Source organism: Aristaeella lactis, from assembly GCF_018118585.1.
GTDB lineage: Bacteria > Bacillota > Clostridia > Christensenellales > Aristaeellaceae > Aristaeella > Aristaeella lactis.
The window spans coordinates 445,816-469,096 of record NZ_CP069421.1; the positions used below are offsets into that span (position 1 = coordinate 445,816).

Below are 23,281 nucleotides of genomic sequence, written 5' to 3' on the forward strand. Positions count from 1 at the left end.
ATGAGGATTGACATAAAACATGTGGAGACCCCGGAAGAGGAAAGTGCCGTCATCAGCGTGGTGAACGTTACGGACAGCGTCCGGGGAGCGATTGACCTGCTGGAAAACCAGTGCGCGACCATACCGGTTCAGCATGACGACAAGACCATGATGTGCCGGATCGACCAAATCTACTACATTGAATCGGTGGACAAGCGCTCGTTTGTGTACACCAAGGCAGGCTGCTATGAAACGAAGTACAGGTTGTATGAGCTGGAAGAGATCCTGAGCAGCCGGTTCCTGCGCTGCGCCAAGGCAATGATCGTCAACATCCGGAAGATCCGGTCCGTGAAGGGCGAGATAAACGGACGGATGAGGGCGGAACTGCTGAACGGGGAACAGATCGTGATCTCCCGGGGCTACGTGAAGGAACTGAAGGAAAAGCTGGGGGTGTGAACATGAAGAAATGGAAGATCGTATTCAACCAGACGCTGATGATCTCTACGGGAATCCTGTTCGGCCTGGGTGTGGAAGCGCTGATTGGCCGGCTGTTCGGTAAGGACATGGTCATTGAATGGCCGTGGTACATTCCGCTGTCCATTATCCTGACCGGTTTCCTGTGCGCGCTGGCGACACTGTTCCTGATTGACAGGGAAGGCGAAAACATCGCAAGCGGAAAAGGACGGATCCTGCTGCATTTCTTTTTCCTGCTGATCGTGGTGGCAGGATGCGGATGGCTGTTCGGGTGGTATTCAAACCTGACAGAGTTCATTGTGATCGCCGTGATGTATGTGGTGATCTATGCGTTTGTGTGGATCAGCTCCCTGTGGATGGCAAAGACGGACGAGAAGAAGATTAATGAAGCGATTAGAGACATTCGTGATGATGAATAAATCATCACGAATGTCTCAATGAAATATTTGCCTTCGGCAAATGTGAAATATCGGCTGATGAATCAGCCGATGTGAAATATTGAACGGCAAGCCGTTCAATGTGAAATATGCCCTCCGGGCATGTGTAAGTTAGTGTGCTTCGCACGTGATATTTGCCGGAGGCAAATATATCAACGCTGCGCTGAGCTTAATGAAAAAACGAAACTGATGAGTGAACGGAAGGGACGGTTTTCTACGTTTCCAGTAAACTGGAACGAGAGAACTGCCCCTTCCGTTCGCGGTCCTGAGCATAGCTCAGTCCCGTGATCATTCTGACCAGACATCAGTATTTTCTTTGAATTATTGCGCCCTTCGGACGTAGTAAGGGACAGTGGGCTGCGCCCAAATTCAGAATTCTGAATTGAAATTGTGCATGTTGGTAAAGGGAAAGTGCATGTTGGTAGACATGCTCTTTTTTTATTGATTTTTTCTGATATGATGCTCATGAACCAAACGGAAGGAGCCAGTTGAGAGATGGAAAAAGCGATTCAGGTGGAGCATCTGGTGAAGCAGTACAAGGAGCACACCGCGGTGGACGGGATCTCCTTTGAAGTAGGAAAGGGCGAGTTCTTCTCACTGCTGGGAGAGAACGGCGCGGGGAAATCGACAACGATCAACATCCTGTGCACGATCCTCGAAAAGACCGGCGGACGGGTGAAGATTTACGACCACGAGCTGGGACGGGAAGACGACGAGATCCGCAACCTGATCGGGATCGTGTTCCAGAACTCAGTGCTGGACAGGGAACTGACGGTGAAGGAAAACCTGTTCACCCGGGGAAGCTACTACGGACTGAACCGGAAGCAGGTCCTGGACCGGATCGAGCCTTTCATGGAAGGCTTTGAGCTGAAGGACATCTGGAACCGGAAATACGACAGGCTGTCCGGTGGACAGAAGCGCCGGGTGGACATCGTACGGGCGCTGCTCAATGAACCGAAGATCCTGTTCCTGGACGAGCCGACCACGGGCCTGGATCCCAAGTCCCGGAGGATGATCTGGGACCACATCCGGAAGCTGCGGGAGGAAAAAACGCTGACGATCTTCCTGACTACCCACTACATGGAAGAGACCGCGGACGCAGACCAGGTCGTCATCCTGGACAGGGGTCACGTGATCGCCAACGGAACGCCCTCCGACCTGAAGAGCCGGTTCACATCCTCCCGGCTGGTCTGGTACACGGAGCAGGATCCGGCGCATGAGAAACTGCTGGATGGATGCGTATGGACCTATGACGCGGACCACTACAACGTTTACCACATTGACTCGGTGACTGAGTTCCTGTACAGGAACCGGACGGAGATCCTGGACTATGAAATCCTGAAGGGAACCATGGATGATGTGTTCCTGAACCTGACCGGAAGGGAGATGGCAGTATGAAAATGTACCTGGGACTGACCAAAAGGAATATGCTCGTCTATCTGAAAGACAGGCAGGCGATCCTCTTTTCCCTGCTGACCTCCATTATCGTATTCGCACTGTATCTCCTGTTCCTGCGGAACACTTTCATCGACGCGATCAACCAGGCGCTGGCGGAGGCTCCGATGATCCGGGAGCTGATTCGGGATGAAGACCTGAACATGTTCACGAATATCAAACTGCTGGTGGGCATTATCGGTTCCGCGGCGATCACTATTCCCTTCAGCTGCCTGACCACTGTGACCCGCGACCGGGAAAACAAAGTGGACCAGGATATCCTGGCCACGCCTGTCCGCCGGTGGCAGATCATCCTGGCGTACTTCACCGCTTCCAGCCTGTGCGCCATCCTGATGACTTTTGTGATCATGACGATCGGCCTGGTAATCCTGCAGCAGTTCGGAAACCTGTATATCACCGTGCCGGGTATCCTGAAGGCTTACGGGGTGACAGCCCTTGGCTGCGTCTCCTCCACGGCGCTGTTCATGAACATTGTGCTTTTCTTCAAATCCGGTTCTGCTTCCTCCGCTTTCTTCGGCATCCTGTCCGCCGTTTCCGGTTTTGTGATCGGCGCCTATATCCCGATCTCCCAGTTCTCCGGACGGGTGCAGACGGTCTGCAATCTCTTCCCGGCCAGCCATATCACCATCCTGCTGCGGAACACGCTGCTGGGCGGTATGCTGGATCATATTGACGGAGGCATCGGCGGACTGGACGGCGGTGAGTTTGTGCGGGCTCTGAAGGACCTGTTTACCTTCCAGGCGAAGATGTTCGGGAATAATGTGCAGACGGGTGTGACGCTGATCTATATCGGCGTGATCCTGGCTGTAAGCCTGTCCGTGATGATCTTCACCTATTCGAGGAAATACAAGAAATAACAAGGCGAAACGGAAAAACGTTCATCAGTGTGTTTTCCCAGATTTTACATCATTGTTACACCTATTTTCCCTTTTTCGTGATACAATAAGTCCCGTGCATGACGATGCTATGGCATCTTCAGAAACGGAAAAAGAAGATCACCGGTCATGCTGAATGACCGGTGATCTTTTACGGATAACAGGGGGATCTCATGAAGTACATTCTGATCATTGCGGGGATTATTCTGCTGACGGTATGCAGCACCGCGTGGACGGACAAGACCGCCGCGGACGAACGGACAGGCGCTTTTGTGGAATACACCTGCCAGATGCCCGGGGACGCGGAAGAAAGCACAGACGAGCTGATGGACACCGCCGTTGACGCGATGAAAAAGCGCCTGAACATGAAGCACTTTGACGAATCCGGTGTGAAGCGCGTGGGCAGGAAAGGCATTCGCGTGGAAGCGATGGGCATCTCTCCGGAGGAACTCATCAACCTGACCGGTTCTCACGATCCGGCGGAGTTCACGGACCGGGAGGGCAGCTGGATCATTCCGGTGCGCCTGGTGTTTGAAGGTGCCGGGGAAATTACAGGGATTTCCTGCGCAGAATAAACAGACGGCGCCGCTCGGCTGATTCACCGGGCCAGGCAAAATGGTCCAGCTTTTCAACGGAATACCAGGGAGAGAAGAGCTGCGCCCATTCTTCATCAGAGCGGGAAACAAGGCGCAGCACGCCATCCTCATAGACCATGTTCCCGTTCACCAGTTCTTCGCCTTTTTCAGCGGCTCTTTCCGGGGACATGTAGAAGTTCATTCCGATGATAACCAGGGCGTCCGGCGTGGTGACGCGGGCAGACTCCCGGAGGATATCTTCCGCTATCTCCGGCGGGACAACATCCAGGACGTTGGAACAGATGAAACCGTCATAGGTTCCGGAGGGAACAGAGTGCAGCCAGTCGGTGGAGACGCAGGCGGTATGCAGCTGATCCTGCAGGCCGAGAAGATCCGCGTAGAAGCGGGTAGTATCCACGGGGCCGGCAGACACGTCCACAGCCGTGACATCCGGGCAGCCGGATTTCGCGGCGGTGATGGCGGCCCAGCCGATACCGCAGCCATAGTCCAGCACTTTCTGCTGCTTGCCGAGGAGGCAGACAGCATTAAAAATCTTTTCAGAAGGGGCGAAAGTCTTCCAGTCGTCCGGGCCGATCTCTTCAGCCAGGGCCTGGGCACGTTCTTCTTCCGACAGGGTCTGTACCTTATCCCAGAAATCGATCAGGGCTTTATTGTCCTGCTGTGTTTTTTCGTTCATGTGAATAACCGCCTTTCAGTGTAAGTGTGGCATCTATCATACAATAAAACATCCCGGGATGCACCTGTTTTTTTACGCCAGGCATGAAGAATCCCGGCTTCAAAGTGAAGCCGGGACTTTGGTTGTGTACGGTTATTCGCCGTTGAAGATGCGGAGAGTGGTATCCTCGTCCAGAACGGCGGAACTGACACTGAGCCTTTCCTCAACACCCCAGTGCGGAGCGGACTGATCAAGATCCTTATACCTGACTATTCCGGGAAACTTGCGATGCATTTCCAAAGAGATGATCCGGTTATCCAGAGTGGATGTCAATAGTGAATCGTCCATTCCCCTGACATTAACAACACGGACAGAATCTGTTTCTCTCAGGCTGGCTCCAACCTCAGGAATAATAGATTCATTGTACATATGGGAATCTATCCATACATTTCCAAGACCGATATAGAATTCAATCCGATAACCTGTTACAACGGAGAGGGAATCATCGAAAGTGTAACGTTTGTAGTGTGCAGGTCCGTCCTGATACTCCTCAACCTCAATGCTATTCCGGCGGAGCGCGGGACTCATATCCATCTGTACTTCAGCGTTAAAGTCTGTCATGTTTTCCGGAAGCCAGGCGGGGATCGTCAGATAATCATAATCCGCCATGTATGCTTTGAATTCTTCAAAGGAGGTAAAACGCTTCCGCTTGGGGTGAGAAGAAAATGCATTATGGTCACCAGACAGTTCATATTCAACCTCGACGTAATAATTATCCGGAACTTCAGCTGCCAGGCTGTTTGCAATCTCATAGGCTTCATGCATTGACATGCCCGTGCTGGCTTTGAATTCAGCATACTCTTCGTCAGTTGTATCCGGGTACTCATTGATGGTTTCGCCCTTCCAGTTAACACTGTGAGACATTTTTGAAGCGGCATAGGCAACAGTGGCCAGGATGATCAGTATAAGCAGGACAAGAGCTATACTTACGGATGTTTTCTTCATCTTCGGTTCTCCTTTCTCCGCAGCGATGATGCGCGAAGCGAGAAAGGGATCTGCCTTGGAACCGGAGAGAATACGGTCCATGGATGCCCGGAAGTTTTCCGGCGTGACTTTATTATTCATCAAACTCTCTCCCTTCCAGCATATTCTTCAGCCTCTCACGTCCCCGGACCAGCCTGCCTGATACAGAGGAGTGGGAGATGTTCAGCGCATCAGCGATATCATTTACTTTCATTCCCTGATAGTAATAGAGAAGGATCACTTCACGCAGCCTGCGCGGCAGGTTCATTACCGCTGCCGCAAGCTCTTCATCGCGTTCATCGGGCTGTTCAGCCATAGCCTGATCAGCAAGCATCTCCGGTGTCAGATGACGGTTTGTGTGCCGGAACCAGCCGGAGCGGTTGATGTCATAACAGACGTGCATGGCAATCTTCATGATCCATGTCTTTTCACTGCATTCACCCCGGAAATTGTCCAGCGTCCGGTAGACCTTGAGAAAGGTTTCCTGTACAGCGTCCTCAGCCAGCGATTTGTCACGCAGATAGAGGATACACATACGAAGCAACGGTTCCTGATACTGATCCACAAGACTGATAAACCTCAGATCGCGATCCGGAGCAGTGTCAGGGCCCTTAACAATGCTCACGTTCTGTTTCACCTCCTGCACTTATACTGACGCAATACCAGCGGAAAATGTCGGATTTTCGGCAAAAAAACTGAAAAAAGGGAAACACAGGCATGTTCGCTGTGTTTCCCCGTGTGAGCGGCGGGTCAGCCGCAGAAGACATACCGGTCCAGACGGCTGAAGGCTTCCTGCACTTTAGCCAGCGGCAGGGCCAGGTTCATGCGGATGCTCCAGGGATCGTTGAAGAGGCGGCCGTCCTGCCAGGCAACGCCCACATCGGTTCCTTTGACCAGCAGGTCATCCAGGATCATGCTGTGCGCTTTGCACCATTCTTCACAGTTAATGAAGAGCATATAAGTGCCTTCCGGCTTCATGAGGGTAACGCCGGGGAAATGATCGCGGATGAAATCACAGGCGAAGTTGATGTTCCCACTCAGCACATCGCAGAGCTGGTCAACCCATTCCTCTCCCTCCGGCTTGTACGCGCCGATCAGCGCGTGCATGGAGAGAACGTTCATTTCATTGTAAGAGCTGAGGGAAGCCTCCTTTGCCTGCCTGTCCCGGAGCCAGTCATTATAGATAATATGATAGCTGCCCACGAGACCTGCCAGGTTAAAGGTTTTGGACGGCGCGTAGAAAGCGGCGGTGTGGCTGCGGGCATAGTCACTGACGGACTGGACGGGGGTATGCTTGTGGCCGTTGAGAAGCAGGTCGGACCAGATTTCATCCGAGACAACCCAGACGTTGTGCTTTTCGAAAATCTCCATGGCCTTCCGGATCTCCTCAGCTTCCCAGACGCGGCCGCAGGGGTTATGGGGACTGCAGAAGATGGCAGCGTGGATCTTATTCTCCACGATCTTCTTTTCCATATCTTCATAGTCCATCCGCCAGATGCCGGAAGCATCCTTCACCAGCGGGTTACAGACGAGACGGTATCCGTTATTCTCCAGCGCGTGCCTGAAACCGACATAGAACGGGCTCTGGATCAGCACGGAGTCTCCGCGGGAGCACAGGACGTTCAGGGTGGAGACAACGCCGCCAAGCACGCCGTTTTCATAGCCGATATGCTGCGCTGTGAGGCCGGTAACACCGTTGCGCTTTTCCTGCCAGCGGATGATGGACTGATAATATTCCTTTGATATAGGGAAGTAGCCGAAAGCCGGATGCTCCGTACGGCGGATGATCGCCTCCTGAATAGACGGGAAGACAACGAAGTTCATGTCCGCTACCCACATAGGGATCGCGTCAAAGCCGGGCTTCGGGGCGCCGGGAGCATCGCCGCCGCCGATCCAGTCTATGGCGATGGCGTCTTTTCCACGGCGATCGGGACAGGTTGTGAAATCGAAAGTCATAACTGCCTCCTGAGAAAAGAAAGATAAGAGTAGTATAGCACAAAGAATAAATGTGTCAGCAAGCTGACACAACTGAAAACTTAAAACTGAAGACTTAAAACTTAAAAATGGTTGATAAAACAGCACAGAGTGCTGTTTTTATGAATGAAAAAAACTCCGCCGGGGCGGAGTTTTTGAGTTGGGGTGGTCAATGTTTTTTCAGTTGCAGTGAACCTTACCATAGGTTGTAGAATCATAGCTGACTGATACATCACCACAGGTATAGCATAAATACCTTCTGTAAAGATCGTATTTGTACCGCCAGTGTTTATGCGCCCAGGATTTTGCAGGGCATCCATGTTGCATGGCTATGTATTGAATTGTGGTTACTGTGTAAGAACCTACGCAATGCTTGTTGTTGTGGCTGCAATCCGCAAGGGCGAAGCCGATGATGCCGACAAGAAGAATGATTGCGAGAACCAAGGCAATGGGCTTTTTCATGGCTTGTCCTCCTTTATCAAATAATGTTTTATAACATAAGAATTAGATTACTATTTGTGAACAGGATCTACAAGAGAACAATGATCTTTTTTACCAACAGATGTAGTCGTTATTTGTTTTATATCACCACAGGTAAAACATACATATGTTGTTCGAATTTTAGTTGTTGTTTTCCAGTGCTTATGAGAAGCATAGCGGTTAGGACATGAACCTTGTCTGCAATTATATATTTGGTAGCCTGTACCTACGATAGCTGTATTAGCGGTATGCCAGTTGTTATGACTGCATGCAAGAGCAGTACTTATGATGCCGGCGAGAAGAATAACCGCGAGCACAAGAGCAATGGACTTTTTCATTTTTTATCCTCCTTTTTGCTTATATACAGGCATAAAGAATCCGGTTCCGTTTACGGAACCGGATTCGAATTAACAATCAGTCTTTGGGGCAGTGTTCAGGGCCACTGCTTGTAGACCTGATCGTTTTTGTATCACCACAGGTAAAGCATACGTATGTGGTCTTAGTTACGTAATTATACCGCCAGTGAGTATGCGGATTGGAGAGCTTAATGCATCCATGCGTCTTGGCAATGGTCTGCTTTGTGGATGTGGTGTAGGTGTTAACCTGATGCCAGTTGTTGTGGCTGCATGCAAGGGCAGTGCCGATGATGCCAACGAGAAGGATAACCGCGAGAACCAGGGCAATGGACTTTTTCATGATGTTTTCCTCCTTTTTTATATTTTGATTGAATAAGTCCCGAAATTAATGAGAGTAGGGGCAGTACTTATTGACTGTGTCAGTATAAGTGGATGTTGTCTGAGAGGTTCCGCATGAACACAGGTATGTGACTGTCACACGCGCGTCATAGTGGGTATGACGGTAAGGACAGTTGTGGCAGCCCTGAACAGTTGTCGCGCCAGACCATGCGTTTTCAACTGTCTTTCCGCCCCAAACGTTGTAAGTATGGGAGTGCACCGCTGCCAGACAGGTCGCGGTAACCGCCGTCAACAGGATGACAACAAGGAGTACAGAAATTGCTTTCTTCACGATTTCAGGTTCCTTTCTGTCAGTCTTCCTGTTTCATGCAGTCCGGTACTTTGGGCTGATAATAGCAGTAGGTGCAGGCACGGGCGGCGGAAATGCGCCCCAGGATCAGCGCGAACACGGAGGCTGCGCTTGCCAGGTAAACCAGGATACCGATCAGTTTCTTCTTCATTTTGATTCTCCTCCTATTTATTTAACGGAAACCAGGTTCCGTTATATACGGATTCATGCATTCAGGCCTCCGGGCCGTGTTTCGCAAGCTGGTATTTACCGATGATCAGGGAAACGGAAACAGCAGTTACAGCAAAGCTGATGGAAAAAGCCCATTGAGCGGCGGAAAAAAACAGCAGGAAAAAGACTGCCGCGCCAAGGAACAGGATAATCAGGCAGCAATCCCTTTTTAACTGTCCGGACTGCCTTCTGCCAATCGGTTTATTTCCTGTGCCGACGGGCGCCAGGATGAAGACGGTGATAATGGCAAAAGCAATGAGAACAATGGAGACATATGGCAGGATCCCGGCAGGGATCACAGCCGCGAGAAGCCTGTAAAGCAGGAAAGTGCCAACTGTTTCAGCAAAGCAGACGAGATGGCTTTCCGCGTGATAACCGCCGGCATTGCTTTTCAGCACGGCGAAAACCAGCATGAAACAGACCGTCTGCGCAAGGAAACCGGTGCAAAGACCGATCAGCAGGACGGAAGCAAAATTCAGCAGGGTGGAAAGCATGATTTCATAACAGTAGTCATACTTTTCCCGATCCTGTTCAACGATAATCCCGTTTGAAATACAGAAAGATGATATCCTTTTTGCCTGTGACGCCAACATTTTCATCACCTGCTCAAAGAGATACCATCTGATGGGGTATTGTTCAATTGTTTATGCAAAAGTGGTCGCTTTTTCTGCAAATCTGGTACGGTTATGCCACCTGCAGGATCAGGTAGGAAGTGAAGTCCTGATCGGTGGAGCGGAAGGTGCAGTCTCCCTGATATTTGGAGGCGATTTCCCGGACGCTGCTCAGGCCGAAACCATGCAGTTCCTTCTGCGCTTTTGTGGTACGGATGGTCTTTCCGTCAAGGGGGACAACATGGGACGCCGCGTTCCGGATGGTGATGCTCAGCCAGTGCTCCTGCTGGGTGATGGTCAGGGAAACATAACGGTTTTCCGGCACTATATGTTCGTTTGCCTCGATCGCGTTATCCAGCAGGTTGCCCAGGAGGATACACATGTCCAGCGGGTCAACGGAACAGCCGGGGGAGATATATACGGCGTGCTCAAAACGGATTCCAAGGGTTTCCATCTGCTGCTGTTTGGTGAAGATCAGGGAGTCGACGGCATCAATGCCGGTGATCTTCATGGGGGAGGCGGCAAAAATCCTGCCGGTTATGCTTTCCATGATCTCCTGGGTTTTTCCGGGAGCGGTTTTCATGGCCTCTGAAAGGGCAAACATCTGGTTTTTCAGGTCATGCATGGTCTTGTTGCTGACCTTTTGCCTTTCGGCCAGTTCGCGGTAATAGGCGATCTGCCCTTCGGTCTGCTTCTGCATGAGATGCATCCGGGCCTTTTCCTTTTCCTCCCGCTGCTGGTATTCCAGCAGGAAGAAAAGGCCGATGTTGGCGACGGTCAGGAGCAGCAGGGCGGCGACGGCATAATAGGTCAGGGTGGACGTTCCGTCCTGGAGCGTGTATTCACCCAGGGCAAAGGTCATGAGGAAGGTAGCCACCGGAAGCATTGTCAGGGGAACCAGCAGATAGCCGGGGATTTTCTCGCCAAACGAGGGAACAATAAAATGAACCAGCTTCAGGAAGGAGAGAAGCAGCATTTTGGAGACGAACAGACAGCCGGTAAAGATCAGGATATTGGAAGAGGCTTCTTCCTGGGATAGGCCGGTTAACAATAAGATGAACATCATTACCAGGGCCTCTGAAAGGAACATCATGATCAGCATGATCGGAGAAAAGATCATCCGTTTCAGCTGAGGCATATCATACAGGGATGACAGGCCCGCGATGGCAAGCAGGGAGCAAACGAGGTTCATGGTACGACTGGGCAGCAGGAGAGACACAGCACTTCGCATCAGTGTCATCAGGACGCAGACGATGATCACTGTCCGAAGGGATTTGTGCCGGCTGCCGGAAACAGACCTGAAGAATGAAAGGATCACCAGGTCATCCAGGCAGTTTCCAATGAAGTCAACCGCGTAAAACAGCCATGTCATATCAGTTTCCCCGCCATATAAAGATTAAAATCACTCATCAGGCTGGCGTAATGGCGCCGGCTGACCGGGATTTCGCTTCCGTTATCCATCTTTACAGAGGATTTGCTGATGCTGACAATGCGACTCATATTAACAACAAAACCCTGATGGCATTGGGCGAAACCGAAAGGCTTCAGCTTTGTATACTCTTCCTGCAATTTTCCGACACATTCGTAATCAGCGTCCGACGCGTGAACAAAGATATGGCGGTGGTAGGCCTCCAGATAAAGGATGCTGCGGTATTCCAGCATGTTGCTGGTGTTGCGCCATTTGATCAGGTAACGCCTGCGACGGTTTTTCCAGACACGGAGGGCACGTTCAAAATCCTTCCGGAAATCCTCTTCCTGTACGGGCTTGAGGAGGAACTGGAAGGCGTCCTGGCGGAAGGCATCGGAAACGTAGTTGACGTGGCTGGTGACAAAGATCACGATCACATCCCGCTGCATTTTCCGAAGGCGTTTTCCGGTTTCAATACCCGTCAGTCCGTCCATCTCAATATCCAGGAATACAATATCCCAGATTTGGCCGTTCTCACAGGAAGCGACCAGATCCTCGCCGCGGCAGAATTCCGCAATATCCAGTTTGTTGGCAGCAATGTAGGGTGCCAGCAGCTCCTTCAGTTTCTCCCGGTATTCGGGAAGATCATCACAAACAGCAATATTCATTAGCGCACTCCTGTCCGTGTAGGTCGTATCAGCCGAAGACCGCATGTCTCTGCAAAGAATATACAGCATTTTACAGATTTGGTAAATGTTCGTACTGCTTTTATCTTGTATACTTTACAAAACACCAGGATGATATGACCAGTTTTGCATTTCAAACGACCGGTTTTGCAGAATTGGTTGTACGGAGAGCGTGAAAAACGTATTGTAGCCGTAAAGATATCTGTATAAAGGAGTAAAAGCCATGAAATCAAAGACGCTGCCCAAGGTTGTAGGTGTCATTATCATCGTTGTTGCTGCCCTGCTGGTGATATTCGGGATATTCTTATATACAGGGCACATGGAACACAACCATGAACAGGGGCATATTGATATAGAACAGGTAGTGACCGATGAAGAGCATGAATATGTGCTCGATCTCGGATTCAGCTTTGAACTGGAGCACGAGGGCGATCACAGCTTCCCGGTATGGCTGCACGCGGATTCAAGCGTGGCCGTGACGGAACTGGAATCAACAATGCCGTGCACGCTGACCTTATACGATAAAGAGGATAAGGAACTCTGGTCTGACCAGATCAAGGCGGGAATGGAAATCACTCCCGGTGTGGAGGAAGGCGAGTACCGGTTCCAGCTGGTTATGTGCGGAAACGGGAAAGGGAGAATCGTAATTGATGATGGATGCGGGGAGGAGCACGCTAATCCTTAAGAGTTAAGGATTAGCGCAATGAAGAATGAAAAATGAAGAATGAATAATGGTGGATAAAATCGCTCCCGCTGGGAGCGATTTTTCTGAATAAATGAGCCTTCGACATAGTAAGGGAATGGTTCTCATGTTTATTGTTTCACTCTGAATCCGTAGGAGATCCTTCGACTGCGCTCAGGATGACACGATGGCGGGAGAATATGGTTCCCATGTTTATTTGGGATCGATTCTTTATCCCAGTCGATGGCTTGGTTTCGGATTGACAGTTTTAGGGGAAAGTAATGACAAAAGAGGGGAAATCGTATATAGTAGGGGCAGAAGAAAAAGATGAAAACTGCAAAGGAGTACGGACAGATGAAGAAGATCCTGGTGATACTGGCAATCGTGTTGATGATAAGCATCCTGGGCACTGCGGCGGCGGTGGATTGGCCCTTCCTGGGAAAACCGTTTGTAGATTTTTCATTTACGGATACGGACGGGAACGAGTTCTCCCTGTCCGAAGCACTGAAGGACCACGAAGCGGTGTTCATCAACCTGTGGACCTCCTGGTGCGGCCCCTGCAAGCGGGAATTTCCGTATATCAACCTGGCATATAAAGAATTCGGGGATAAAATAGCGTTTGTCGGTCTGACGGTCGAGCCGGAAGATACCATGGAGAAGGTTGCATGGGTCAAGACAACACAAGGCATGGAGTATCAGGTCGGACAGGAGGAAGGCACCGGCATACTGGAATATATAGGCGGCAGGCAGGGTAATCCGACCACGATCATTGTGGACCGCTTTGGGAATGCTGTATTTATGCAGGATTACGCATTCAGGAACGGGCCGGAACTGTTCAGGCTGCTGAAGCTTTTCACAGGTGACGAATATACTGAAACGAAAGTGTGTAACAGGCTTCCTACGCCTGACGGGACGCAGGCACTGCCGGTATCTTCTGTCCGTCGTATGTTTGTAGAGAACGAGGACGCACGGAAGATTATCTTTACCAGCCGCGACAGAGATCCGGAGCTATATGCTGAATACGGAGAATGGCAGGATGTGGGCTACGTGGTTCCCGGGGACACTGCCAGAATCATTATCGAATTAACAGCGGAGGATGATCCTTCAAGAATTGTTTTTATCAATGACAGCATTCGATTTTTTGATATGTTCTCCCTGCTGGATAAAGAACGGAATGCCTATGTCTATGAGCAGGACATTGTGAATGGACTTAACGATTATTACTATATTTCCTTATTTAACGGACTGAGTACAAATGAAGAAGCACTGGAAGAATTACAGATTTTTCCAAACAAGGAAGCTATCCAGGAATGGATTGACTATATGCAGGAGGAAAATGACTATATTATGACCTGGGAGTATGCGGACGAGGAAGAACCGGAAACGGAACAGGAATCCTATATTCTTCATGTGATGGATCAGTACGGAGAAGCTGTACCCGGGACAGCGGTGAACTTCTGCACGGACCTGGCCTGTACAATGGTGATTGCTGACGAGAACGGGACAGTTACCTTTAACGGCGAACCGGCAGACTATCATGTGCAGGTGCTGAAGGTGCCGGAAGGATACAGCTATGATCCGGAGTTTGAGATGCAGACAGGGGATGAATTTGGAGAATGGTTTGTAATTGTTAAAAGGAACTAAATAATGCGTCTGCAAGCAGACGCTACTGAAAACTGAAAAATGAAAACTGAAAACTTAAAAATGGCGGAAAAAACAGCACTTTCAGGTGCTGTTTTCTTCCAATTAAGGAATTACGGGGATATGGCAAAACGGTACAAAACGAGTGGGTGAATCGTTTATATATACGAGGGGGGAAGAAAATAGACGATAAACCCAAAAGGAGGAAACAAGAAATGAAAAAAATCCTGATTATATTCATAGCGATAATGATGTTATGTATCTTCGGCGCGGCTGCGGCGGAAGAAGATAATTCAATCATAGGGAAGCCGTTCCCGGATTTCCAGACCATGGATACGGAACGGAATGTGTTTTCCCTTTCAGAAGCACTGAAGGATCATGAAGCGGTGCTGATCAACCTGTGGGCTTCCTGGTGCGAGCCCTGTGTGCATGAATTCCCGTATCTGAATGAAGCATATAACAAGTATAAGGATAAAGTGGCGTTTGTCGGGCTGACGGTTGAACCGGAAGACACCTGGGACATTCTCAGGGATATGAAGAAAGAATACAGCATGGAATACCCTGTGGCACGGGAAGCGGGAACCAATATCGGCCAGCATCTCGGCGGCGTGCAGGGAACACCGACCACCATTATTGTGGACCGTTTCGGAAACGCGGTGTACATGCAGGTGATGGCATTTAAGGACAGCGCCGAGATCAGCAGGCTGCTGGACTCATTCCTGGGTGAAAACTATACAGAATCCAGGGCGCTGACAGAAATTCCGCTGCCGTCTGAAACGCAGGCACTTCCGGTTTCTGACGCACGGAGAATGCGGGTGGAAAATGAAGGCGCAAAGCAAATTACCATCAAGACCCGCAATACAGATCCTGAATATGATGCCATATATGGAGAACAAACATACACAGGATATGTTGTGACCGATGACACTGCCCGGATCGTTCTGGAGATCAAGGCTGAGGATAATCTGAAGGATATTGTTTTCTCAGACTATGAAAACAATCAGACTTTCTACATATACTCCCTGCTGGACAAGGAACGGAACGAGTATGTTTATGACGATAAGATGGCGGATCACTGGTTCGTTGTTTCCCTGGGGACGCAGACAGGCGACCTGAGTATTGATCCGGACTTCACCGCGATGTACCTGTTCCGGAATGAACAGGACATCCAGGAACTGGTTGACTATGGACGGGGAGAGGGGTTTGACGTTACCTGGGAGTACGTGGAGAGTAAGGAACCGGAGACTGCGGAGAAAGGATCCTATATCCTGCATGTGATTGACCAGAACGGAGAACCCGTGCCCGGGGTGATGGTGAACTTCTGCACGGAGCAGAACTGCACCATGGCAGCCGGTGATGAAAACGGCGTGATCACGTTTGACGGTGAGAAGGCAGACTACCATGTACAGGTGCTGAAGGTGCCGGAAGGTTACAGCATTGATCCGGAGTTTGAGATGCAGACAGGAAACGATAGAGAGTGGATAATATTGGTCCGTAAGGACTAATATTATCCACCTCCAATGAAATATTCGCATTCCGCAACCTCAATCGACGCACTGCTTGCTTGGAGCGCTTCGCATTGCTCGTTTCGGTAAGGAAACGCACACGCACCGCGGGCGGAATTCCCGCCTCGCGCACCGCGCGCGACAGGACTCCAGGTGGCTTCCTGCTACGCAGGATAGCCCACTGGGCTACCGCTTCCTTCGCTCCCCAGCGAATGTGAGATTTACTGTGCTTCGCACGTGATATTTGCTGACGCAAATATATAAACGCTGCGCTGAGCATATGGAAGAAAAAATCGCTCCCGGAAGGGAGCGATTTTTATGATTGTATGATGGGTTAGAGGGTGGTTTTGATTTTCTGGTTGATGGCATCGACGCCGGTGCGGATCTTGCGGTAGTTAATGAGCCAGATGATCGCATAGATCAGCAGGAAGATGCCGATGTAGATCAGGAAGCCGACGAAGGTATGTGCCATCCACTGCATGAAGTAGGCGATGGGCAGTACCGCAAGGGAAATGGCAATCAAATGCACAACCGTCATTTTAGTCAGACTCCAGTCTGTTTCAAAAACAACCGAAGCACCCGCAAAGATGGCTCCGTACAGGAAGGAGCAGAGCGCCTGGATCAGGACGGCGTTGATCTCGGAACCGCAGTCCGCAACCAGGGCGGGAACGACAGGATAATACTGTCCGTCCGCCTTGCACAGGGAAATGATGATGGTTATGACTGTGCTGATCGTAAGCCCGATGGGCATGCCGATCAGGGCCCGTGAAAAGGCTTTTTTCCAAAGCTGCTTATTCATATTCCTAATACCTCCTTGATTTTTGACATATAACGTCTTGAAACATAGGTTTTGCTGCCGTCTGACAGAATGACGCAGATCGTTCCGGTAAAACTCAGGTCAAAGCTTTTGACTTTCCTGAGATTGATGATCTCGGAATTGGAAATCCGGACAAAGCGGGACGATTTCAGGCGCTCCTCGGCTTCATACAGGCGAAGACGCAGCGCGTACTCGCCGGACGGCAAAACCGCGTATACTTTGCCGTTGGCGGCATAGATTCTGAGGATATCCTTTTCATCCAATACGGTGACGGTGTCATCCCGGAAACCTGTGATCATCCTTGGTTCGGATTCGGACAGCACCTGGATCAGCGCGTTGACCTCCTCCGTGAGCTCATTCGCCACGACGATCACTTTCGGCTCGGTTACGGACGCATCGATCTTTATCTCAACCTGCACTTTTTTGGCTCCTTTCTCCCGGGTGATTGTATTATATGGGAAGGCCGGTACGGTTTCCATAGTTTTTCGATAAATGGTAGGAAAATGGAAATAAGTGGCTGTTCACAAGATGTTGAAATACATCTTGTGAAAATGAACAATGAACAATTAACAATGAACAATTGTGGAAGAAAAAGCGTGTGAGACACGCTTTTCTTTTATAGTATTTATTTAAGAACTATGAGTTTACGGTGTGTTCATAAGGCGTTCATCTGTTCCGGATAGTATGGCAGGGAAGAACAGCGCCGGAAACGGCGCGGAAAAGAGGAAAGAGAACGATGAAGAAACTGTTAACCTGGATCCTGTGCCTGTGCCTGCTGATGGGAACCGCCGCATTTGCGGAGGAAGAAGCGGGAGATGATTCCTTCCTGCTGAAGATTTATGACCAAAGCGGCCTGGAAATTTCCTATCTCCGCTTTGATTTTTATGCGGGCGAGCAGTATATGGGATACGTGTGTTCCACTCCCGATGAGGGAGAAGACTTTTACCGCTGCCCCTATTCCACGGACAACCCGGAGGAACTGAAAGACCTGCGGATTGAGGTGGCATACGGGGTATCGGACCTTGCGCCGGAAGACGCGATCCTCCAGGTGATGATGGGAAAAGAAATGGAGGAACACAAGGTGGGAACGATCGAACAGGAATTCGAATTAGGGAAAGAGTATGATATTTTTCTCATCGGAGAGGGAGGAGAATATCAATTAACAATTAACAATGAACAATGAATAATGGTGGAGGAAAGCGCGTGTGAACGCGCTTTCTTTTTGTCTTTTCAGATCTGTCCGCTTCGGTCGAGATGACAATAGGGACAATGTGCCATATCAATTAACAATGAACAATGAACAATGAATAATGGTGGAGGAAAGCGCGTGTGAACGCGCTTTCTTTTTGTTTTTTCAGATCTCACCGCTTCGGTCGAGATGACAATAGGGACAATGTGCCTGCGGATGACACCTGGCGGGCAAGGAAATAAGCAATAAACAATTGCGGAGAGAACAATGTCTTCGGACGCTGTTTATTTGATTGGAAAATAAAATATGGGGGAAGATGTTCAGAATGTGATTTTGTTCTTTACGTATAAGGATATTTTTTGGTATGATAAACGCGGTTTTGGGGTTTTCCGGAAAACCTTTATGCATAAGCGAAAGAGACGGAAAAAAGATGAACTTTTTTGACGTTTTGTCCCTGCTGGGCGGCCTGGCAATGTTCCTGTACGGCATGCGCCTGATGGGCGATTCCCTGAAGGAAAACTCCTCGGGGACACTGAAGCATGTCATGGAAAAAGTGACAGACAACCCCCTGAAGGCATTTATCCTGGGTATTGCTGTTACCGCCCTGATCCAGTCCTCCACGGCAACCATCGTGATCACTTCAGGCCTTGTTGCAGCCGGAATCCTGACGCTGCACCAGTCACTGGGTATTATTATCGGCGCTAACGTCGGTACAACGGTAACGGGACAGATTATCCGGCTGCTGGACCTGAATACTTCCGGAGATACTTCATTCCTTCGCATTTTCCAGCCTTCCACACTGGCGCCTATTGCCCTGATCATCGGTATCCTGCTGATCATGACAGGGATTTTGAGAAATTCACGTTCTATCGGTAATATAGCGATCGGTTTCGGCATCCTGTTTTCCGGCCTGCTGAACATGACCAGCGCCGTGAATGCACTGCAGAAATCCGGCATGGTGGAACAGCTTTTTTCCGGACTGGGCAACAATCCGTTCCTGGGTTACCTGACCGGCGCGGGCGTGGCGTTTATGCTGCAAAGCTCTTCGGCAGCAGTTGGTATCCTGCAGGCGTTTTCCGCCAGCGGACTGCTGACCTTTAAAGCCATCTATTCCGTAATCGTCGGTATTTACCTGGGAGACTGCGTGACAACAGCTATTGTATGCTCCATCGGCGCAAACCGGGAAGCACGGCGGGTCGGTATCGTGAATATCCTGTACAACCTGAGCAAAAGTGCTATGGTTCTGATCGTGATCACGATCATTCATCATCTCGGACTGCTTGACAACCTCTGGGATGCCACGGTGAATTCCGGTATGATCGCAAATACGAACACGGTATTCAACCTTGTATGCGCGGTCTGCCTGCTTCCTGTGATCGGTTTCCATGAACGGCTGAGCGACCGGATCGTTGGCAAGGACAAGACAGTTACAACCAAATATGACGAGGTGATCAGGGGCCTGAACCCTGTGTTCTATAACACACCCGCGCTGGCCCTGGGCAGCTGCTTTGATACGCTGCAGACCATGTTTACCATTGCCCGGGCAAACCTGGGCAAGGCGCAGAAACAGTTTGAAGATTATTCCAAAGAACGGAATGACAAGATCAACGCGGAAGAACTGCAGCTGGACCGGCTGACGGATAACCTGAGCCGCTACCTGGTGGAGCTTCTGCCGCATCTGCAGAGCGACCAGTATACGGATATCCTGAACCAGTATTACAAAGAGACAACGGAATTTGAACGGCTGGGCGACCAGGCGGTGAAGATCGCGGATATCGCGGCAAGGCTGTCCGAGAACAATACCGCTTTCTCCGATAAATGCAAAGGCGAGCTGAAGATCCTGCAGGATCTGATGGAAGATGTGCTGAACAACGCGGAGGAGGCTTTCTCCGGGAAGAATGAACAGGCCGCTGCCCTGATCGAGCCGAAGGTGCATGTGGTGAACGACCTGATCAACCAGATGACCCAGAATCACCTGAACCGCATGAGCGCAGGTGAGTGCTCCTTTCTGGCCGATGCCATCTTCTCCAACCTGATGGCGGAATATAAGCGGGTTGCGGGTATCTGTTCCAACATCGGTATGGCGACCCTGATCCGGATCTATCCGGAACTGGCTTCCCGGGAGCATATGTTCCTGGAGACGCTGGACGAGAACGGCAGCGCGGAATACAAGACGGTGCTGCGGCAGACGCGGAAGCAGTATTTTGACCGGCTGAGGGAAAAGGAAACGGGAGACCAGGGACAGCAGATTACGATGGAAGAAGCATTGTCAATGAACAATGAACAATGAATAATGAACAATTCAGGATAAAACAGCGCGGGGGCGCTGTTTTTTTGAATTGATGCGTCTTTCGGACTTATGAAGAATGAACAATTGAAGTCAATAAGTAATTTGCAATGAACAATATAAATCAATGAACCAATAACAATGAATAATGTATAATGACTGCAGAGTAAACCGCGGAGGGCGAAAAAATGAAAATCATAAAACGCGCAATGATTATCCTGACAGTATTGGTGCTGGTGATGGGTACTGCCGGAGCGGAAACGGCTCCCGGATTCAAGTATCCCTTTGGCGTGATCCTGAACGTCTGTGATGACCTGGAACAGTTCGGGGATTACGAAACCATTGTGATCGATGCCCAGTACTATACAAAAGAACAGATTGACAGTTTCCGGAGCAAGGGTCATAAAGTCTTCTCCTATATCAACGTCGGTTCCCTGGAAGATTTCCGGGATTACTATGACGAGTACAAGGATCTGGCCCTGGGTGCCTATGAGCACTGGGAAGAGGAAGTATGGGTGGACGTTTCCAATCCGCGCTGGCAGGACCTGATCCTGAAGAATGTTGCCGTCTGGCTGATGGACAAGGAGATTGACGGCTTTTTCGTGGACAACTGCGACGTCTATTATGTATATCCCCGGCCGGAAATTCTGGAAGGCCTTTCCGTGATCATGAAGAGCCTTGTGCAGACAGGGAAGAAAGTGATCATCAACAGCGGGGATACCTTTATGGATGCCTACTGCGAGCAGGGCGGCAAGTGGAGCGACGTGATCACGGGCATTGCCCAGGAATCCGTGATCTCCACGATCCTTTGGGACGAGAATGCCTTCGGCAGGGCTGATCCGGAAGACCGGGAATACTTTGAATCCTATATCGGCCGGTACGGTTCCCAGGGGGCGGATATCTACCTGATCGAATACACCACGGATGAGGAACTGATCAAGGAAATCGATGAGTTCTGCAAGGAACATAACTATCTGTATTACGTGTCGGATTCGATTGAGCTGGACGGGTGAGGCAGCAGAGCTGCCACTTAAAACTTAAAACTTAAGGCTGAAAAATGAATAATGGTGGAAGAAAGCGCGTGGAAACGCGCTTTCTTTGAATTGATGAGCCAAAACGGAACCCCGGGACGGTTCCTCTGTTCTACTTTTTAGAAAATGGAACCAGGAACCGTCCCGGGGTTCCGTTTTTGGCGGGAAATGCTGTAAAGGGTGTAACAATATAGTAAATTCTGAGGGGAATTTATTGATTCGTGGTTTGACAGCGGGTAATATGGTCGCGGAGAGACCGAAAGAGCATTGACAGAGAGTGGGATGAAAATGGGCGCGACATACTGTAACCTGTATTTTCACGGCGATGATGTGAATATTCCTGAAGGAAAGATCCAGGGAAAGAGCAGGCTGCTGGGCGGATTCGACGGGTGGACGATCCTGCTGTGTGAGGATAACAACTGGCGGAAGATCACACGCCTTACACGGTTTTTCCCCGGGGACGCGCTGGCATTCTTCTGCTTTGACGATGAACTTTTCGAGCTGATGTTTTACCGGGACGGAAAGAAGATTGCCTCGATCGATAACAGCGGAACAAGCTCGAAACTGAAGGATGCGGGAGAAATGTTCCCGGAGGATCCGACAGTCCTGAAAAAGCTTCGGATGATGAAATGGTGTACCTCTGTGGACGAAAGCTTCAGGCTGCTGGAAGAAACCTTTGGTCTTCCCTTTGACGTTGTCTATGAACAGGAAGAGATTGGGAAGGTAAAGAAAAGCGATGAAACCTGGAAAACGCTGAAGGCACGGGAAAAGGAATTCCGGAACCGGCCCAATCGCTTTGTTCTGGAACTGCTTCCGCCGGAACAATGGCCTGAATCTGTGCGGAACCAGGAGAAAAAAAGCCCATACAGGCTTCGCCTTTCACCGGACTATCATGAAATAACCTGTGTGGATCCTGAGGGCAGGACGCTGTGGACTTTTGCACCGGGACTGAACGGGATGCGTGAGCAGCTTCAATTTGTCCAGGCGGACCTTGACGAGGCTGTCATTCAGATGAGTTTCCATGATGAAAACAGGGACAGGAATGATAAAGTGTGCCGCCTGGCAGCCACGGACGGTGCCATGCTGACTGAATATGTTTTACCGGACAGCACAAAAAAGGCATATGCCTTTTACTGGAATCCGTATATGGGATGTTATGTATATTCCATGCGTGAGCAGATGGTGATCATGGACAGGGAACTCAAAGAGAACAGGCGGTTCAAGACAGATCCCAAAGCATCATACTTTTATTTTTTCAGGGAACAATATGGCTATACACAGTATGAAAGACATGGCGATGAAAATGACTTGTTCAGGATTGACCTGAACAGCGGAGAACAGAAAAGAATTGAGCTGGAGATTCCGGTGTATCTGGAATCAGTATGCCTGCCGGGGGAAATATTCTGCGGAGTTACATTCAGGGGAACAATCGTTGACAAGCTTGTTTTCTTTGACGGAAACGGCAGGGTTATATCCCGCAACGGGATAGAGAACGGGCCAGAGGATTACCCCATGAAGCTATGGGGAGAAAAGGGCAGAATCTATATCAAGACCCAGAAATGGTATGGTCCGGATCCGATAAAGATTTACCTTGTACGTGATACCGCCGAACAAAAATGAAACGATGCCATGGAATTCAGGTAAGGGGTGGAGCGTTATATAGGCAGATGAAGGAGGGAGGGAGACGTAAATGATCGCTTTGCCGATTCGCGTTATCCTTTTGGCTATTCCATTCTGGCTGACCAAAAGAAAGGTGAGAATCTCGCTCATCATTATTTCCCTGGTCCTGTATGCGCTGCTGCTGTTTGCGAACGCTTTTTACTATGTTCACTGGTATGTGTTTAAGATTGCTTTCTCACACATGGAATCAATCCCTTTATCGTCCGCTTTGAACGGATTCTTCAGCCTTGGCTTTGCGGCGTACGCGGTTTATAAGCTCATGTGCGGGGAAGATAAACGTAAATATACGGTTGTTTTTCTTTTCAATATATGCCTTATGGTGATCAGTGTATACGCTGTTGCCAAAGGCGGACCGAAAGACTGTCCGGCATGCTGCACAGAATCAGTGGAAAACGATGCTATCTTCAAAGAAATGTACCGGATCTTTGAGGGGAGAAGATGGTTTCCGCCGGGCTGAGATATATCTGTAATGAATGACGCGGGAGACACAGGAATGTCTCCTGCGCTTTTTGTACAGACCGGTTTACAGAATTTACAGGATT

Annotated in this window: 27 protein-coding genes; 13 read left to right on the forward strand and 14 right to left on the reverse strand. The window is 49.9% G+C overall.

Going from position 1 to position 23,281, the window contains the following annotated elements; all coding sequences use genetic code 11:
• From JYE50_RS02155 to JYE50_RS02175, 5 genes are all read left to right on the forward strand, one after another.
• Entirely contained in the window at positions 1 to 435 is a 435-nt protein-coding gene (locus JYE50_RS02155; RefSeq protein ID WP_084094045.1) for a LytTR family DNA-binding domain-containing protein, read from the forward strand.
• Positions 436 to 437: 2 nt separating this feature from the next.
• Positions 438 to 872, forward strand: a complete 435-nt coding sequence (locus tag JYE50_RS02160) for a DUF3021 family protein (protein ID WP_143329679.1) — start codon at positions 438 to 440, stop codon at positions 870 to 872.
• A gap of 513 nt (positions 873 to 1,385) precedes the next feature.
• Positions 1,386 to 2,288 (forward strand): ABC transporter ATP-binding protein, encoded by a 903-nt coding sequence (locus tag JYE50_RS02165; RefSeq protein WP_084094049.1) that lies wholly within the window; start codon positions 1,386 to 1,388, stop codon positions 2,286 to 2,288.
• Entirely contained in the window at positions 2,285 to 3,202 is a 918-nt protein-coding gene (locus tag JYE50_RS02170) for an ABC transporter permease (protein ID WP_084094051.1), read from the forward strand. Before JYE50_RS02165 ends, JYE50_RS02170 begins: the two co-directional genes overlap by 4 nt.
• A 191-nt stretch (positions 3,203 to 3,393) precedes the next feature.
• Entirely contained in the window at positions 3,394 to 3,795 is a 402-nt protein-coding gene (locus tag JYE50_RS02175) for a hypothetical protein (RefSeq protein ID WP_084094053.1), read from the forward strand.
• Here the strand turns inward: JYE50_RS02175 and JYE50_RS02180 are convergent.
• The 12 genes from JYE50_RS02180 to JYE50_RS02235 form a co-directional block, all read right to left on the reverse strand.
• Complete coding sequence (locus tag JYE50_RS02180) at positions 3,770 to 4,492, reverse strand: class I SAM-dependent methyltransferase (RefSeq protein ID WP_084094055.1); 723 nt, start codon at positions 4,490 to 4,492, stop codon at positions 3,770 to 3,772. The genes JYE50_RS02175 and JYE50_RS02180 overlap by 26 nt on opposite strands.
• 132 nt (positions 4,493 to 4,624) lie before the next feature.
• Positions 4,625 to 5,596: a hypothetical protein gene (locus JYE50_RS02185; protein ID WP_084094057.1), complete on the reverse strand. Its 972-nt coding sequence runs from the start codon at positions 5,594 to 5,596 to the stop codon at positions 4,625 to 4,627.
• On the reverse strand, positions 5,589 to 6,119 hold the full coding sequence (locus JYE50_RS02190; protein WP_283399130.1) for a sigma-70 family RNA polymerase sigma factor: 531 nt from the start codon (positions 6,117 to 6,119) through the stop codon (positions 5,589 to 5,591). Before JYE50_RS02190 ends, JYE50_RS02185 begins: the two co-directional genes overlap by 8 nt.
• 125 nt (positions 6,120 to 6,244) lie before the next feature.
• Positions 6,245 to 7,450 carry a MalY/PatB family protein gene (locus JYE50_RS02195; RefSeq protein ID WP_084094059.1) on the reverse strand — a complete coding sequence of 402 codons (1,206 nt, stop codon included), beginning with the start codon at positions 7,448 to 7,450 and terminating at the stop codon, positions 6,245 to 6,247.
• Positions 7,451 to 7,648: 198 nt separating this feature from the next.
• The gene (locus tag JYE50_RS02200) at positions 7,649 to 7,930 is read right to left on the reverse strand and encodes a hypothetical protein (protein WP_084094061.1); all 282 of its coding nucleotides are present in this window, start codon (positions 7,928 to 7,930) and stop codon (positions 7,649 to 7,651) included.
• Positions 7,931 to 7,980: 50 nt separating this feature from the next.
• Positions 7,981 to 8,286, reverse strand: a complete 306-nt coding sequence (locus tag JYE50_RS02205; RefSeq protein WP_143329680.1) for a hypothetical protein — start codon at positions 8,284 to 8,286, stop codon at positions 7,981 to 7,983.
• 76 nt (positions 8,287 to 8,362) lie between these two features.
• On the reverse strand, positions 8,363 to 8,644 hold the full coding sequence (locus JYE50_RS02210) for a hypothetical protein (RefSeq protein ID WP_084094062.1): 282 nt from the start codon (positions 8,642 to 8,644) through the stop codon (positions 8,363 to 8,365).
• A gap of 45 nt (positions 8,645 to 8,689) precedes the next feature.
• A complete protein-coding gene (locus JYE50_RS02215) occupies positions 8,690 to 8,974 on the reverse strand; it encodes a hypothetical protein (RefSeq protein ID WP_143329681.1) in 285 nt (94 codons plus the stop codon).
• A 19-nt stretch (positions 8,975 to 8,993) separates the two neighbouring features.
• Entirely contained in the window at positions 8,994 to 9,143 is a 150-nt protein-coding gene (locus tag JYE50_RS02220) for a cyclic lactone autoinducer peptide (RefSeq protein WP_084094064.1), read from the reverse strand.
• Positions 9,144 to 9,204: 61 nt separating this feature from the next.
• Positions 9,205 to 9,795 (reverse strand): accessory gene regulator ArgB-like protein, encoded by a 591-nt coding sequence (locus tag JYE50_RS02225; protein ID WP_179138152.1) that lies wholly within the window; start codon positions 9,793 to 9,795, stop codon positions 9,205 to 9,207.
• A 91-nt stretch (positions 9,796 to 9,886) separates the two neighbouring features.
• Positions 9,887 to 11,185: a GHKL domain-containing protein gene (locus JYE50_RS02230; RefSeq protein ID WP_084094068.1), complete on the reverse strand. Its 1,299-nt coding sequence runs from the start codon at positions 11,183 to 11,185 to the stop codon at positions 9,887 to 9,889.
• Positions 11,182 to 11,889 carry a LytR/AlgR family response regulator transcription factor gene (locus JYE50_RS02235; protein ID WP_179138153.1) on the reverse strand — a complete coding sequence of 236 codons (708 nt, stop codon included), beginning with the start codon at positions 11,887 to 11,889 and terminating at the stop codon, positions 11,182 to 11,184. The genes JYE50_RS02230 and JYE50_RS02235 overlap by 4 nt, the downstream gene beginning before the upstream one ends.
• A 241-nt stretch (positions 11,890 to 12,130) precedes the next feature.
• Here JYE50_RS02235 and JYE50_RS02240 point away from each other — a divergent pair, with 241 nt between their 5' ends.
• The 3 genes from JYE50_RS02240 (at position 12,131) to JYE50_RS02250 (ending at position 15,735) form a co-directional block, all read left to right on the forward strand.
• Entirely contained in the window at positions 12,131 to 12,592 is a 462-nt protein-coding gene (locus JYE50_RS02240; protein WP_084094072.1) for a hypothetical protein, read from the forward strand.
• Positions 12,593 to 12,943: 351 nt separating this feature from the next.
• Positions 12,944 to 14,233 carry a TlpA family protein disulfide reductase gene (locus JYE50_RS02245; protein ID WP_179138154.1) on the forward strand — a complete coding sequence of 430 codons (1,290 nt, stop codon included), beginning with the start codon at positions 12,944 to 12,946 and terminating at the stop codon, positions 14,231 to 14,233.
• Positions 14,234 to 14,445: 212 nt separating this feature from the next.
• A complete protein-coding gene (locus JYE50_RS02250) occupies positions 14,446 to 15,735 on the forward strand; it encodes a TlpA family protein disulfide reductase (RefSeq protein ID WP_084094076.1) in 1,290 nt (429 codons plus the stop codon).
• Positions 15,736 to 16,069: 334 nt separating this feature from the next.
• On the opposite strand, the gene JYE50_RS02255 is transcribed toward JYE50_RS02250, so the two are convergent.
• Both JYE50_RS02255 and JYE50_RS02260 read right to left on the reverse strand, forming a co-directional pair.
• The gene (locus JYE50_RS02255) at positions 16,070 to 16,534 is read right to left on the reverse strand and encodes a DUF3021 domain-containing protein (RefSeq protein ID WP_084094078.1); all 465 of its coding nucleotides are present in this window, start codon (positions 16,532 to 16,534) and stop codon (positions 16,070 to 16,072) included.
• Positions 16,531 to 16,971, reverse strand: a complete 441-nt coding sequence (locus tag JYE50_RS02260; RefSeq protein ID WP_084094937.1) for a LytTR family DNA-binding domain-containing protein — start codon at positions 16,969 to 16,971, stop codon at positions 16,531 to 16,533. Before JYE50_RS02260 ends, JYE50_RS02255 begins: the two co-directional genes overlap by 4 nt.
• Before the next feature lie 317 nt (positions 16,972 to 17,288).
• On the opposite strand from JYE50_RS02260, the gene JYE50_RS02265 reads away from it, so the two are divergent.
• The 5 genes from JYE50_RS02265 (at position 17,289) to JYE50_RS02285 (ending at position 23,196) form a co-directional block, all read left to right on the forward strand.
• Entirely contained in the window at positions 17,289 to 17,735 is a 447-nt protein-coding gene (locus tag JYE50_RS02265) for a hypothetical protein (protein WP_084094080.1), read from the forward strand.
• 436 nt (positions 17,736 to 18,171) lie between these two features.
• Positions 18,172 to 20,031, forward strand: a complete 1,860-nt coding sequence (locus JYE50_RS02270) for a Na/Pi cotransporter family protein (RefSeq protein ID WP_179138155.1) — start codon at positions 18,172 to 18,174, stop codon at positions 20,029 to 20,031.
• A gap of 185 nt (positions 20,032 to 20,216) precedes the next feature.
• Positions 20,217 to 21,041, forward strand: a complete 825-nt coding sequence (locus JYE50_RS02275; RefSeq protein ID WP_084094083.1) for an endo alpha-1,4 polygalactosaminidase — start codon at positions 20,217 to 20,219, stop codon at positions 21,039 to 21,041.
• A gap of 306 nt (positions 21,042 to 21,347) precedes the next feature.
• The gene (locus tag JYE50_RS02280) at positions 21,348 to 22,679 is read left to right on the forward strand and encodes a hypothetical protein (protein WP_143329682.1); all 1,332 of its coding nucleotides are present in this window, start codon (positions 21,348 to 21,350) and stop codon (positions 22,677 to 22,679) included.
• Between the two features lie 70 nt (positions 22,680 to 22,749).
• A complete protein-coding gene (locus tag JYE50_RS02285) occupies positions 22,750 to 23,196 on the forward strand; it encodes a hypothetical protein (protein WP_084094087.1) in 447 nt (148 codons plus the stop codon).
• The last annotated feature ends 85 nt before the right edge of the window (positions 23,197 to 23,281 follow it).

Bases quoted from the DNA above. Each gene is read 5' to 3' on its own strand.
- JYE50_RS02155 (WP_084094045.1), top strand. From the start codon at position 1: ATGAGGATTGACATAAAACATGTGGAGACCCCGGAAGAGGAAAGTGCC.
- JYE50_RS02160 (WP_143329679.1), top strand. From the start codon at position 438: ATGAAGAAATGGAAGATCGTATTCAACCAGACGCTGATGATCTCTACG.
- JYE50_RS02165 (WP_084094049.1), top strand. From the start codon at position 1,386: ATGGAAAAAGCGATTCAGGTGGAGCATCTGGTGAAGCAGTACAAGGAG.
- JYE50_RS02170 (WP_084094051.1), top strand. From the start codon at position 2,285: ATGAAAATGTACCTGGGACTGACCAAAAGGAATATGCTCGTCTATCTG.
- JYE50_RS02175 (WP_084094053.1), top strand. From the start codon at position 3,394: ATGAAGTACATTCTGATCATTGCGGGGATTATTCTGCTGACGGTATGC.
- JYE50_RS02180 (WP_084094055.1), bottom strand. From the start codon at position 4,492: ATGAACGAAAAAACACAGCAGGACAATAAAGCCCTGATCGATTTCTGG.
- JYE50_RS02185 (WP_084094057.1), bottom strand. From the start codon at position 5,596: ATGAATAATAAAGTCACGCCGGAAAACTTCCGGGCATCCATGGACCGT.
- JYE50_RS02195 (WP_084094059.1), bottom strand. From the start codon at position 7,450: ATGACTTTCGATTTCACAACCTGTCCCGATCGCCGTGGAAAAGACGCC.
- JYE50_RS02200 (WP_084094061.1), bottom strand. From the start codon at position 7,930: ATGAAAAAGCCCATTGCCTTGGTTCTCGCAATCATTCTTCTTGTCGGC.
- JYE50_RS02205 (WP_143329680.1), bottom strand. From the start codon at position 8,286: ATGAAAAAGTCCATTGCTCTTGTGCTCGCGGTTATTCTTCTCGCCGGC.
- JYE50_RS02210 (WP_084094062.1), bottom strand. From the start codon at position 8,644: ATGAAAAAGTCCATTGCCCTGGTTCTCGCGGTTATCCTTCTCGTTGGC.
- JYE50_RS02220 (WP_084094064.1), bottom strand. From the start codon at position 9,143: ATGAAGAAGAAACTGATCGGTATCCTGGTTTACCTGGCAAGCGCAGCC.
- JYE50_RS02225 (WP_179138152.1), bottom strand. From the start codon at position 9,795: ATGTTGGCGTCACAGGCAAAAAGGATATCATCTTTCTGTATTTCAAAC.
- JYE50_RS02230 (WP_084094068.1), bottom strand. From the start codon at position 11,185: ATGACATGGCTGTTTTACGCGGTTGACTTCATTGGAAACTGCCTGGAT.
- JYE50_RS02235 (WP_179138153.1), bottom strand. From the start codon at position 11,889: ATGAATATTGCTGTTTGTGATGATCTTCCCGAATACCGGGAGAAACTG.
- JYE50_RS02240 (WP_084094072.1), top strand. From the start codon at position 12,131: ATGAAATCAAAGACGCTGCCCAAGGTTGTAGGTGTCATTATCATCGTT.
- JYE50_RS02245 (WP_179138154.1), top strand. From the start codon at position 12,944: ATGAAGAAGATCCTGGTGATACTGGCAATCGTGTTGATGATAAGCATC.
- JYE50_RS02250 (WP_084094076.1), top strand. From the start codon at position 14,446: ATGAAAAAAATCCTGATTATATTCATAGCGATAATGATGTTATGTATC.
- JYE50_RS02255 (WP_084094078.1), bottom strand. From the start codon at position 16,534: ATGAATAAGCAGCTTTGGAAAAAAGCCTTTTCACGGGCCCTGATCGGC.
- JYE50_RS02265 (WP_084094080.1), top strand. From the start codon at position 17,289: ATGAAGAAACTGTTAACCTGGATCCTGTGCCTGTGCCTGCTGATGGGA.
- JYE50_RS02270 (WP_179138155.1), top strand. From the start codon at position 18,172: ATGAACTTTTTTGACGTTTTGTCCCTGCTGGGCGGCCTGGCAATGTTC.
- JYE50_RS02275 (WP_084094083.1), top strand. From the start codon at position 20,217: ATGAAAATCATAAAACGCGCAATGATTATCCTGACAGTATTGGTGCTG.
- JYE50_RS02280 (WP_143329682.1), top strand. From the start codon at position 21,348: ATGGGCGCGACATACTGTAACCTGTATTTTCACGGCGATGATGTGAAT.
- JYE50_RS02285 (WP_084094087.1), top strand. From the start codon at position 22,750: ATGATCGCTTTGCCGATTCGCGTTATCCTTTTGGCTATTCCATTCTGG.